This window comes from Pyxidicoccus trucidator, assembly GCF_010894435.1.
In the GTDB taxonomy this organism is placed as follows: Bacteria; Myxococcota; Myxococcia; order Myxococcales; family Myxococcaceae; genus Myxococcus; species Myxococcus trucidator.
In genome coordinates, this window is sequence record NZ_JAAIXZ010000017.1 from 248347 (window position 1) to 260838 (window position 12492).

Sequence of the window (12492 nt, forward strand, 5' to 3'; positions counted from 1 at the left end):
GGCTGCCGGGCGCCTCCTTGTCTGCCTGGTCCCTCCCTGGAATTTCCGGGTGGGTCAGTGCAACCCTGGCCTCGCTTCATCCTCCAGTTAACAAAACGAACGGGAGTTCCAGATGCGAGGGAATGTGGCGCGGAGTCTCGCGCTCGCCATGCTCTGCATGGCCTCGTCGGCGCCTGCCGCCGTCAGCAAGGACATCGTCGCCGGAGACCGCCGCAGCGCGGCCACGGTGCAGTCTCAAAACGCCTATGCCGGCTATGTCTCGCCGGCCGACAAGGTGTTTCACGTCAGCACGACGGGCAGCGACTCCACGGGTGACGGCAGCGCGGCGAAGCCCTGGCGGACGGTGGTGCGCTCGGTGCGTGGGCTGCCCCCGGGGTCCACCGTCTACATCCACGCGGGCACCTACGACGCCACCCAGGTGGACTTCGCGTCCGCCTCGGCGCTGGACGGCACGGCCACCGCGCCCATCACCCTGCGCGGCGCGCCCGGCGAGTCGAGGCCTGTGCTGAAGAGCAACGGCTCCTCCCCCATCTTCCACCTCAACCGACGGTACTGGATCCTGGACGGCCTGGAGCTGGATGGCCGCTACGCGCGGGTGCATCCCGTCCTCTTCCGCTCGGACCACCTGACGCTGCGCAACAGCCTGGTGCGCGACGCCTCGCTGGACGCGCTCAACGTGAAGGCCCAGCACGTCCTCATCCAGGGCAATGAGATTCGCAACACCTTCGAGCACACCGCCGGCAGCGCCCGGGGCGTGGCCTGCACCGCGCACACCGACTGCTCCGCCGGCAGCTTCTGCAAGCCGGAGTACGACTCCTCCAACGTCCTGCGCCGCTACTGCCGCGAGCGAGATGACGGCCACGCCATCGTCGTCCTGTCCGACTCGCACTCCGTCCTGGTGAAGGGCAACGTCATCCACGACAACACCGGTGACGGCCTCCAGTGCGCGGGCCCCCTGTATGGCTACACCGCCGGGACGCGGCCCGTGGACATCACGCTGGAGGACAACGACATGTTCACCAGCCCGGCCAACCAGGGCGTCGTGGAAGAGGCCACGGACATCAAGGACTGTGACTTCATCACCCTGCGCCGCGAGCGCTACCACGGCTTCCGCGCGGCCCGGCAGGCCAATGGCTCGCTCAACGGGGGCGGGGCCGCCATCTTCCACTTCAGCGCGCAGGGAATGCGGGTGGAGGACTCGGAGATTTTCGACTCGTGCATGGGCCTGGGCCTGGGCAACAGCGCAACCGACCCGCTGGCCAACGTCGTCATCGCCCGGACGCGCTTCCACCACTTCTACACGGGCGAGAAGGGCTGCGGCACCAGCGGCACCTCGGGCACCGCCCTCTACGTGCAGAAGCTCACCGGCGGCGACTTCTTCCACAACACCTTCTCCCAGGCGGGCCGCACCGCGGTGCTCATCTCGAGCGCCGGGTGGACGGTGCGCAACCTGGACTTCTGGAACAACATCGTCTCGCTGTCCGCGTCCGGCTCACGCTGGCTCGTCACGGATGGCGACTTCCTGGTGGACTTCGAGTCGGATGGGAACCTCTTCTCCCACGCGGACGGCTCCGCCGCGCACTTCACCTGCGACTTCCAGCAGGGCCTGAAGGACCTGAGCGCGTGGCGTGGCAGCACCTGTGCTCTCGGCGGCCTGACGCTGAGAGACCCGACCAGCTCGGTGGCCTCGGCGGCCTTCACCCAGGAGGCGGCGGGAGACCTGACGCTCCTGGCGGCCTCCCCTGCCGTCGACACCGCGATGAACAACACGGCGGCGTCGTTCTGCGGCGGTGCGCCGGACAAGGGCGCGATGGAGCGCTGCGCCTCGGCGCCTCCTCCTCCCACGGGTGGAGAGCTGCTCTGGCAGCGGCAGATGGGCACCGTTGCCGACGAATACGGCTATGCGGTGACGACGGACCCGAATGGCGGTGCCTACGTGGTGGGCTACTCGCTGGGCGCGTTCGACTACGACAACCAGGGCGGACGGGACGCGGTGCTGAGGCACTACAGCGCGGCGGGAGACCGGGACTGGGGCCGGCAGTTGGGCGCCGCGGGCGACGAGCAGTCCTTCGGTGTGGCGGCCACGGCCTCGGCCGTCGTCATGGGCGGCCAAGCCAGCGGTGGCGTCGCCGGTGAGGCGTATGCCGGTGGGACGTTCGACGGCTTCGTCGCGAAGTACAACACCCTCGGCACGCGCGAGTGGGTGCGCATGCTGGGCACGGCCGCAGAGGACTCGGTGCGCGCGGTGGCCACGGACGGCACGGACTTCCTCGTCGCGGGCTACACGGCCGGCTCGCTCCAGGCCACCAACGCCGGGCTGAAGGACGCCTTCGTCGCGAAGTACAGCGCCGCGGGCACGCTGCTGTGGGTGCGCATGCTGGGCACGGCTTCGGACGACCTGGCCCACGGCGTGGCCACGGACTCCAGCGGCAACGTCTACGTGGCGGGTGTCACCGGCGGCGCGCTGCAGGGGGCCAGCAGCAGCGGCGGCCAGGACGTCTTCGTCGCGAAGTACTCCGCCCAGGGCACGCTGGCGTGGGTGCGCCAGTGGGGCAGCACCGGGAATGACATCGCCCAGGACGTGGAGGTGGACGGCACGGGCGCCATCGTCGTGGGCGGCTCCACCACCGGCGCGCTGGCGTATACCAACCAGGGCGGCTCGGATGCCTTCGTGTCGCGCTGGACGAGCGCGGGCGTCCTCGAGTGGGCCCGGCAGCTCGGCACCGCCGCGGATGAGTCCGGCTACGGCGTGGCCACCGACTCCACCGGCACCGTGTACCTGGCCGGCTCGAGCACCGGCACGCTCGCGCCCGGCTACATGGGCGGCTACGACGGCTACCTCGTGCGCTATGCCAGCGACGGCACCCGGGGATGGACGCAGCACCTGGGCTCCGCCGCGGACGAGGTGGTGCTGGGCGTGGCCACGCGGACGGGCAACGGCGTGTACCTCGTGGGTGGAACCCTGGGCACCCTGCCCGGACAGACGAGCGCGGGCGGCAAGGACCTGTTCCTGGGCCGCTTCGCGCAGTGAGGGTGGGCCGTCAGGCAACCCGCCGCCAGAGTCGAACACCTGAAGGGCCGTGACCGGATGGTGCGGTCACGGCCCTGCGCCGCACAGAGGGGCGGTGCGAAGGCACCGCCCCCTCCCGGCTCACGCCTCCGAGGCGCGAACCGAACGTCCTCCGAAGGGAGGGTTGGCCATGATGGCTTGCGCCATCCGGTCCGTGAAGGCACGGCCCTCCCGGGCATAGGACTCCGCTTCCTGGGAGGTCAGGCGCACGCGCACCTCGTACATGGCGATGCCGCCCACGACGACCTCGAGCGTCAGGCCGCCATCCGAAGCGCGCAGCAGTCTGTAGAGGAGCGGGCTCTGGTAGAGCACCTCCTCATCGCTCACGGGACCTCCGCGACCGTGGCCTGCTCGACGGGGGCGTTGATGACCATGATCTCCGGGACGCCTCCGGACGTGTAACCACCGAACTTGAAGCAGTCCGTGTCCTCGGCGGTCTGGCACTTCCACACGCCCGGGTCCTCATCCACCGGAAGGCGCGCGCAGGACTTCGAGGCCGCCAGGTCCAGCGTCATCATCCGCAGCGGTCCCTCGAAGTTCTTCGCGGGCAGCCCGAGCGCCTGACCGATGACCGCGGGGTCATGCTTCCCATCCACCATCGACTTCGCGACGGCGTCCTGGATGGTGGCCGAGGGCGCGGCGAAGAGGAAGCAGCCGCTGTCGTTGCACCGGCCGAAGTTCTTCGCGCCCGTCTGCACGACGAACTTCTGGTAGGTCCCCTCCGGCATCAGCCACGACACCTTGCGGTCCTTGAAGTTCTTCTCGACGTGCGCGTCGATGCCGTACGGGCTCGCGCGCGTGTCCGCCGCCTGGGAGATGGCCTTCTGCGCCTCGTCGCACGGCACCACCGTGGACTCGAAGGCCGGCTCATCCGGGGGCGGAGTCGGACGGACGGTGCCTGCTCCCGTCTTGCAGCCGACGACGACGAACAGGGAGCACAGCAGGGCACTGCGGAGCATTGCTTGCATGAAGGGTCCTCGATTCCGGAAGGAATTGGAAACGAGGAACTATCACAACGCGGTTGCCGTGCCGCGAGCGGAGTGCGGAGCCACCCGCACCCCGCCTGGGCGTCACGCCTGCTTCGGCTTGCTGCGCGTCTTCTTCACCGCGGCGCCGGTAATTTCCAGCGACAGGTCCATTGCCCGCGCGGAGTGAGTCAGCGCGCCCATGGACACGAAGTCCACGCCCAGCTTCGCCAGGCGGGGCAGCCGGTCCAGGGTGACGCCGCCGGAGACTTCGAGCGGGACGCGGCCGGCCGTGAGCTTCACCGCCTCGCGAATCTGCGCGTCGTCCATGTTGTCGAGCATCACCACGTCGGCGCCGCCTTCGATGGCCTCCGCGAGCTGCTTGAGGTTGGTGACCTCGATTTCAATCTTGGTCAGCCGGGGCCCGTGCGCCTTGGCGAGCCGGAGGGCCTCGGAGACGGAGCCACCCACCGCCGCGATGTGGTTGTCCTTGATGAGGACGCCATCGAAGAGGCCGAAGCGGTGGTTGGCGGCGCCGCCCATGCGGACGGCGTCCTTGGCCAGCGCGCGCATGCCCGGCGGCGTCTTGCGGGTATCCAGCACCTTCAGCTTGGACCCCCGCACCGACGTCATGGCCTGCTGGGCCAGGGTGGCGATGCCCGCGGCGCGCTGGACGATGTTGAGCGCGGTGCGCTCCGCGGCCAACAGCGAGCGCATGCGCCCGTGGCAGCGCGCGGCGACCACCTTGGGTTTGATTTCCTCGCCGTCGCGGCGGATCAGCTCCACCTCGACTTCGGAGTCCACCGTCTGGAACACGCGGATGAAGGCCTCCATCCCCGCGAGCACCAGTTGCTCCTTTGCGACCAGCTCCGCGCTGCCCTCCGCGTCGGGAGGAATGAGGGCCTGCGAGGTGACATCACCCGCTGCCCCCAGGTCCTCATCGAGAGCGAGCGCGATGAGCCGATCGAGGTAATCCTGCTGCACGTCGCCTCCAGTTACCGCCGGGCTTTCGCCCGTGCCGTGGGCTTCGCCCGGGTGGCCTTCTTCGCCGCCGCCTTCTTCGCGGAGGCCTTCTTCGCGGGAGCCTTCCGGCCCGTCGCCTTCTTCGCCGCCGCCTTCTTCACGGGGGCCTTCTTCGCCACGGCCTTCTTCGCCGCCGCCTTCTTCACGGGGGCCTTCTTCGCCGCGCCCTTCTTCACCGCCGCCTTCTTCGCAGGGGCCTTCTTCGCCGGGGCCGTGGCCTTCTTCGCCGGAGCCGCCGCCTTCGCCGGAGCCGCCGCCGCCGCCTTCGCGGGAGCCGTTGCCTTCTTCGCCGGGGCCGCCGCCGCCTTCGCGGGAGCCGTTGCCTTCTTCGCCGGGACCGCCTTCTTCGCGGGGGCCGCGGCCGTCTTCACCGGAGCAACGGGCGCCTGCGTCGCGGCCTGCTTCGCCAGCTTGTCGCCCTGCAACTTCACCGGAGCGGACGACTTCTTCGCCGGGGCCGGGCGCGCGGGCTTCGCGGCCGGCAACTGCTTCGCCAGCTTGTCGCCCTGCACCTTCGCCGGAGCGGAGGCCTCCTCGCCAGGGGCCGCGCGGGCGTCTCCGCCCTCCTTGGCCCGGTTGAACTCCCGCATCGCGTCGTCCACGAGCCCCATGCTCATGTACGCAACGCCGAGGTCATGGTGGTCGGCCGGGGACAGGCCCTCCTTGGTGCCCTCGCGCAGCTTCGCGAGCGCGTCCTCGACCTGCGAGTCCGCGGGCTGGGGCGCGCCCTCCGCTTCACCCATCTCACCCTTCAGTTCCTGGCCCAGGTCCACGCCGCCCTTCTCTTCCTGCTTCGGGGCGACCTTCACCTGGGCCGGGGCGGAGGGGGAGGCACCTACCTCGGTCGACTGCGTGTTGTTCTCGGGAGGCGTGTTCTCGGGCATGGGAGGCTCCGGGGCAATCCGCTGCAGGTGGTCCTGAAGCTTGGCCTTGCGCTCGTTCAACTCCTCGACGCGGGCGCGGTCCTTCACCACCACGTCCGGCGGCGCCTTGGCCACGAAATTGGGGTTCTCCAGCTTGCGCAGCACGCCGGCCACTTCCTGCTCGGCGCGGGCAATCTCCTTCTTCAACCTATCTCGCTCCGCGTCCAGGTCGACGAGGCCCGCCAGCGGGACGTAGATCTCCAGATTCGAGCCCACGAAGGCGGCCGCCTGCGGCGGCTTCGCCCCCGGCGCGCTCACCTGCACCTCGGAGAGGCCGGCCAGCGGCATGAGGTAGCCACGCCAGCGCTCCAGCAGCTCACGCGTGCGCGCGTCCGAGCTCTGGATGAACGCCTTCACCTTCGTCGCGGGCGGCAGGTTGCTCTCGCCGCGCAGGGTGCGCAGGCCCTCGATGGCGGCGATGACCGGCGCCATCTCCGCCTCCGCCGCCTCGTCCACCAGCGCGGTGTCCGGCTCCGGATACGGCGCAATCATGATGCTCTCCGTCGGCCGGGTCATCGGCAGCTTCTGCCAGATCTCCTCGGTGATGAAGGGCATGAACGGGTGCAGCAGCCGCAGGATGCGGTCCAGGCTGTAGACCAGCACCGCGCGCGTGGAGTCCTTGGCCTCCGCGTCCTCGCCGTACAGCGCGCCCTTGGACAGCTCGATGTACCAGTCGCAGAACTCGGCCCAGAGGAACTGGTACAGCGTGGACGCGGCCTCGGCGAAGCCGAACTCCTCCAGCGCCTTGTGCGTTTCGACGGTGGCGCGCTGCAGCCGGGAGAGAATCCACCGGTCCGCCAGCGTCAGCTTGCGCTCCGTCAGCGGGCGCGCGTCGAGCTGGAAGTCGCCCATGTTCATCAGGGCGAAGCGGCTGGCGTTCCACAGCTTGTTGCAGAAGGCCTTGTAGCCAGCCAGCCGGTCCATGGACAGCTTGATGTCCCGGCCCTGCTGGGTGAGCGTCGCGAGCGTGAAGCGCAGCGCGTCCGCGCCGAACGGCGGCATGCCCTGGGGGAACTTGTTCTTCAGCGTCGGCTGGAGCTTGTCCGCCGGGGCGCCGAGGACGATGTCCAGGGGGTCGATGACGTTCCCCTTCACCTTGGACATCTTCTCGCCCTTCTCGTCGCGCACCATCGCGTGCAGGTAGACGGTGCGGAAGGGCACATCCCCCATGAAGTGCAGGCCCATCATCATCATCCGGGCGACCCAGAAGAAGATGATGTCGCTGCCCGTCTCCATCACGGACGTCGGGTAGAAGGTCTTCAGCTCGGGCGTCTCGCGCGGCCAGCCCAGCGTGGAGAACGGCCACAGCCCGGACGAGAACCACGTGTCCAGCACGTCCGAGTCCTGGATGAACGACGTGCCGCTGCACTTCGGGCAGGACTTGGGCTGCTCGCGAGCGACGATGGGCTCCGCGCGCGCGAAGTCCACCCCGCCCACCTTCACCGTGGGCGCGTCCAGCGGCAGGTCCGTGTCATCGCCCTGACGGGGGCTGCACGAGGTGCAGTAGTACGCGGGAATCTGGTGGCCCCACCACAGCTGGCGGCTGACGCACCAGTCGTGGATGTTGCGCATCCAGTGGAAGTACGTGTTCGTCCACGTCTCGGGGACGAACTTCGTGCGGCCCTGCTCCACCGCTTCAATCGCCGGCTTCGCGAGCGGTTCAATCTTCACGAACCACTGCGGCGACAGGCGCGGCTCCACCACGGTGGCGCAGCGCTGACAGGTGCCGACGGAGAGCTTGTGGGGCTCCTCCTTCTCCAGCAGCCCCAGCTCCGTGAGGTCCGCGAGCACCTGCTTGCGCGCCTCGAAGCGGTCCAGACCGGAGTACTTCCCGGTCTCCTTCGTCATCCGGGCCGAGTCGTCCAGGATGGTGAGCATCGGCAGCTTGTGCCGGAGGCCCGTCTGGTAGTCGTTGAAGTCGTGGGCCGGCGTCACCTTCACCACGCCGGTGCCGAACTTCGGGTCCACCAGCTCCGCGTCCGCGATGATGGGAATCTCGCGGTCCGTCAGCGGCAGCTTCACCGTCTGCCCGGCCAGGCCCGTGTAGCGCTCGTCCTCCGGGTGGATGGCCACCGCGGTGTCGCCCAGCAGCGTCTCCGGGCGCGTGGTGGCCACGGTGAGGGCGCGGTCGCTGTCCTTGACGGGGTAGCGGATGTGCCAGATGGAGCCGTTCTTCTCCTCGTGCTCGACCTCCAAATCACTGAGGGCGGTGCGGCACGAGGGGCACCAGTTGATGAGCTTCTGGGCCCGGTACATCAGGCCCTCTTCGTACAGGCGGACGAAGACCTCGCGCACGGCGGCGGAGGACGTCTCGTCCATGGTGAAGCGCTCGCGGCTCCAGTCCAGCGAGGCGCCCAGGAAGCGGTGCTGCTCACCGATGCGGGCGCCGTACTTCGCCTTCCACTCCCAGACGCGCTCGAGGAACTTCGCGCGGCCCAGGTCGTGCCGGCTCTTGCCCTCGGACTTCTTCAGCTCCTTCTCCACCACCATCTGCGTGGCGATGCCGGCGTGGTCCGTGCCGGGGAGCCACAGGGCATTGAAGCCGCTCATCCGCTTCCAGCGGGTGAGGATGTCCTGGATGGTGGCGGTGAGCGCGTGGCCGATGTGCAGGCTGCCCGTGACGTTGGGCGGCGGCAGGACGATGGAGAAGGCCGGCTTGTCGGAGGTCGCCTCGGCGCGGAAGTAGTCCTTCTCCAGCCAGTGGGCGTACCAGCGAGCCTCGACTTCGGTGGGCTCGTAGGCCTTGGACAGTTCAGTAGTGTCGGTCATTGCGCACGGCCGACCCCGGGGGCGGGGTCGGCGGGAGGGTCAGGAGGAAACGGCGTAGAACGCCTCAGTGCTGCGTCTCTCGGTCCTTGATGAGCCGCTCGAGCTCCTCACGGATGATGGTCTCCGCGAGCTGCGGTACCACCTCCCAGGCAATCTTCTCGATGACCTCGCGGGAGGCCTTCGACAGCGCCTCGCGGAGCTGCGCCTCGCCACCATCCGCGGCGGACGGACGGGACGGGGCCGGAGCGGCGGAGGGACGGGCGGCGACGGGCGCCGGAGGAGTGCCGATGTCGAGGGAGATCTCCTCCGCCCCGTGGGTGTCGGGCAGCGAGTCCTCGATGCTGATGGAGGGCTGGGCGGCGACGGGCGCGGGCGGCGCCGCGGGAGCGCCCAGGCCGAATGGATCCCTCGCGCGGGCGGCGGGCTGCGGCGCCCCACCCGGAGCGGCCGGCAGCGGCGCGGCCCCCGGAGGACGCGGGAAGCCCGACTGGGTGCCCTGGGGAATCCCCGGACGCGCCATGCCCGGAGGCTGCGCTCCCGGAGGCGGCATGCCCGGACGCGGCGGCATGCCCGGAGCGGGGGCCCCCGGCGGAGGCGGCACGCCCGGACGCGCGACGGCGCCCGGAGGCATACCGGGGCCCGGAGGACGCGGCGCGCCCGGAGCACCCGGAGGCGGCATGCCGGGGCCCGGAGGACGAGCCATGCCAGGGCCCGGCGGCATGCCAGGGCCCGGAGGACGCGGCGCGCCCGGAGCGCCAGGAGGCGGCATGCCGGGGCCTGGAGGACGGGCCATGCCAGGGCCCGGCGGCATGCCAGGGCCCGGAGGACGCGGCGCGCCCGGAGGCATGCCAGCGCCCGGAGGACGGGGGACGCCCGGCCCGGGAGGCACGCCCGGACGGGCGGCGACGGGAGCAGGCTGGGGCGCGGGCTGCGGCGCGGCGGGCGCGGGCTGGGCGGAGGGCGGCAACACGCGCGTGGCCATGGAGGCCGGCATGGTGTTGGACTTCTGGCCCACCAGCGCCTTCACCTTGTCGAGCAGCACCTGGCTCTCGAAGGGCTTGGCGATGTGGTCATCCGCGCGGGCGGCGCGGGCACGGTTCTCGTCGAAGGCCTCGAAGGTGCCGGCCAGCAGCACCACGGGGATGCCCTGCGTCGCGGGGTCGTTCTTCAGCGCCTCGCAGACCTCGTAGCCACTCTTGCCCGGCATCATCACATCGGCGAGCACGACGTCCGGGCGCAGCTCGCGGACACGGGAGATGGCGTCGAGCCCGTTGTCCACCGCGGTCACCTGAAAGTCCTCGGTCGCGAAGATCATCCCGATCACCTTCCGGATGGTGAGCGAGTCGTCGGCGACCAGCAGATTCTTGGGCATCGGTTCGGGCCTCGGGGGGCGTCCACCCCCCTGAATTCGTTGGGGATTCCTGCCGCGATAAGCCTGGGTCGCGGCACTCTGTCAAGCGAAGCAGCTTACGGGTCGCGCTCTGCGACGATCAAGAAAACATGCGCTGCAGGTCCAGGAACAATACGGGCTCGGGCAACCCGGGGGCGCGAAAGCTGCCCGCGGTGTCGTCTGACTCGAAGCGCTGCAGCACTCCGAGCACCCGGGTGGCCGTCAGCCCCACGTTCCGCCCGGCGAGCTCCGTGAGGATGAAGAAGGCCTCCGGCGCCGGGGCGGACCCCAGCAGGGCGGGTACCGAGCAGATGGGCCAGAGCACCTGGGCATGAGGGAAGATACCGGCCACCGGGCCGCTCTGCACGGGCAGGACGCTGAAGGCCTCCCCCCGGACCACCACCTGGGAGACCAGGCCCAGCGGGACGCCGAACAGCCGCCCCTGCGACTCGAAGACCATGGCTCGCTCGGGCGGGGCCTCGGCCCAGTGGACGGGACGCGAGGGGGCGGGCGAGGACCGGGGGCCGATGCGGTGGGGCAGCGCCTCGGCGATGAGCTCCAGGTAGAGCCGCTCCTTGTGGAGCACCGCGCCCCGGCTCAACGGGGCCAGCGAGTCCGCGAGCCCCGGCGGTAGGAGGAAGAAGGGCGCGCGGGCGACGTCGGCCACCTCCACCACCGAGCGCACCCGCACGGCGAGTGTGGGGCTGACGTCGAGCACCACCACCATGCCCGTCCCCTCCTCTGGAGGGCCACCGAGCAGGGCGGACAGGTCCTTCACTTCCAGCACGCCGCGCAGGCTGGTGCCGTTGGCGCCGGACATGGCCACCTCCATGACAGAGGTGGCCTCCACCGCGTAGCGCGTCTCTCCTGCCTCCACGAGCAGGCAGAGCCGGCGTCCGCTTTCGAAGGGTGACACGGCCCTACCCTAGCAGCCTTCCCCCCCTCGGTGCTAAGCCCTTGGATGAGATGGCGCGCATCCTCCTCGTCGACGACGAAAAGATCGCCCGCACCCTCTACGGCGACTACCTCACGGCCGTGGGGCATGCCGTCATGGCGGTGGGCTCACTCCAGGAAGCGCGCGACGCGCTGGCCGGAGACCGCTTCGATGCGGTGGTGACGGACCTCATCCTCCCCGGCGGCGACGGCATGGAGGTGCTGCGGTTCGTCCGCGAGCGCCACCCCGGCGTGGAGGTGGTGGTCATCACCGGCCTGGACAAGGTGGACCCCGCCGTGAGGGCCATCAAGAGCGGCGCGGCCGAGTACCTCGTCAAGCCGGTGGCCCCCGAGGCCCTCCAGCACGCCGTGCGCCGCGCCCTCACCACGCGCGACTTGATGCAGGAGAACGCGTCCCTGCGCCGGCACGTCGCCATGCTGGAGGCGGGGCAGCGCATCGCCACCACGCTGGACAGGGACAAGCTGGCCACCGCCACCGCGAGCGCGCTGCAGGCCATGGCCTCCGCCACCGCCGTGGTGCTGCTGGAGCGCGACGCCTCCGGCCTCCGGCTCCAGGGCACGCGCGGGCTCCCCTCCGGAACGGAGGAGGCGCTGGTGGACTCGCTCATCGCCAGCCTGAAGGACGCGCGCGCGCCCCGGGAGCTGGAAGGGCTGGACGCGGCCTTCCCGCGCGCCCTCTCCCTCCCCGCCACCGAGGGAGACTCGGTGCTGGGGCATGCGGTGCTGCTCTTCAGCGAGGTCGGGGCCGGGTGGACCGGCGAGACGGCCGGCTACCTGGTGCGCAACTGGGCGCTGGCGCTGCGCAACCTCGGCCGCTTCGCGGCGGTGGAGGACCTGGCGTACGTCGACGACCTCACCCGCCTCTTCAACACGCGCTACCTGCACATGGTGCTGGACCGCGAGGTACAGGACTCCGTCCAGACGCAGCGCCCCTTCAGCCTGCTGTTCCTGGACCTGGACCACTTCAAGTCCATCAACGACACCCATGGCCACCTGGTGGGCTCCAAGCTGCTGGTGGAGACGGCCCGGGTGGTGAAGGGCTGCGTGAGAGACCCGGACGTGGTGGCCCGCTACGGCGGCGACGAGTACGTGGTGCTGCTGCGGAACACCGACTCGGGCGGGGCGCTCAAGGTGGCGGAGCGCATCCGCCGCACCATGGAGACGCATCGCTTCATGGCGCGAGAGGGGCTGTCGCTCACCGTCACCACATGCATCGGCGTGGCCAGCTTCCCCGAGCACGCCCGGGAGAAGGCCGCCCTGCTCGACTTGTCGGACCGGGCCATGTACCGCGGCAAGCGTGGCTCGAGGAACGTCGTCTACATGGCGGCGCTGGACCTGGAGGCCCCACCCGCGGAGCGCCGGCAGGGCGGCCCTGGCTCCGGCAACGCCTGAGCCGGG

The 12492-nt window shown here is 70.4% G+C and carries 8 protein-coding genes; 2 read left to right on the forward strand and 6 right to left on the reverse strand.

Annotated features, from left to right (window positions below):
* Positions 1–112 precede the first annotated feature (112 nt).
* Positions 113–3031, forward strand: coding sequence for an SBBP repeat-containing protein (locus G4D85_RS37010; protein WP_164018812.1), 2919 nt, complete (start codon positions 113–115; stop codon positions 3029–3031).
* Positions 3032–3151: 120 nt separating this feature from the next.
* Here the strand turns inward: G4D85_RS37010 and G4D85_RS37015 are convergent, their stop codons facing one another.
* The 6 genes from G4D85_RS37015 to G4D85_RS37040 form a co-directional block, all read right to left on the reverse strand.
* Positions 3152–3397: a hypothetical protein gene (locus G4D85_RS37015; RefSeq protein WP_164018813.1), complete on the reverse strand. Its 246-nt coding sequence runs from the start codon at positions 3395–3397 to the stop codon at positions 3152–3154.
* Positions 3394–4038 (reverse strand): hypothetical protein, encoded by a 645-nt coding sequence (locus G4D85_RS37020; protein WP_164018814.1) that lies wholly within the window; start codon positions 4036–4038, stop codon positions 3394–3396. Before G4D85_RS37020 ends, G4D85_RS37015 begins: the two co-directional genes overlap by 4 nt.
* A 102-nt stretch (positions 4039–4140) precedes the next feature.
* Positions 4141–5019, reverse strand: a complete 879-nt coding sequence (nadC, locus tag G4D85_RS37025) for a carboxylating nicotinate-nucleotide diphosphorylase (protein ID WP_205525865.1) — start codon at positions 5017–5019, stop codon at positions 4141–4143.
* A gap of 11 nt (positions 5020–5030) precedes the next feature.
* Complete coding sequence (locus tag G4D85_RS37030; RefSeq protein WP_164018815.1) at positions 5031–8750, reverse strand: valine--tRNA ligase; 3720 nt, start codon at positions 8748–8750, stop codon at positions 5031–5033.
* A gap of 64 nt (positions 8751–8814) precedes the next feature.
* On the reverse strand, positions 8815–10122 hold the full coding sequence (locus G4D85_RS37035) for a response regulator (RefSeq protein WP_164018816.1): 1308 nt from the start codon (positions 10120–10122) through the stop codon (positions 8815–8817).
* 118 nt (positions 10123–10240) lie between these two features.
* Positions 10241–11056 carry a chemotaxis protein CheW gene (locus G4D85_RS37040; protein WP_164018817.1) on the reverse strand — a complete coding sequence of 272 codons (816 nt, stop codon included), beginning with the start codon at positions 11054–11056 and terminating at the stop codon, positions 10241–10243.
* A 50-nt stretch (positions 11057–11106) separates the two neighbouring features.
* Between G4D85_RS37040 and G4D85_RS37045 the strand changes: the two genes are divergently transcribed.
* Positions 11107–12486 (forward strand): GGDEF domain-containing response regulator, encoded by a 1380-nt coding sequence (locus tag G4D85_RS37045; protein WP_164018818.1) that lies wholly within the window; start codon positions 11107–11109, stop codon positions 12484–12486.
* Positions 12487–12492 lie beyond the last annotated feature (6 nt).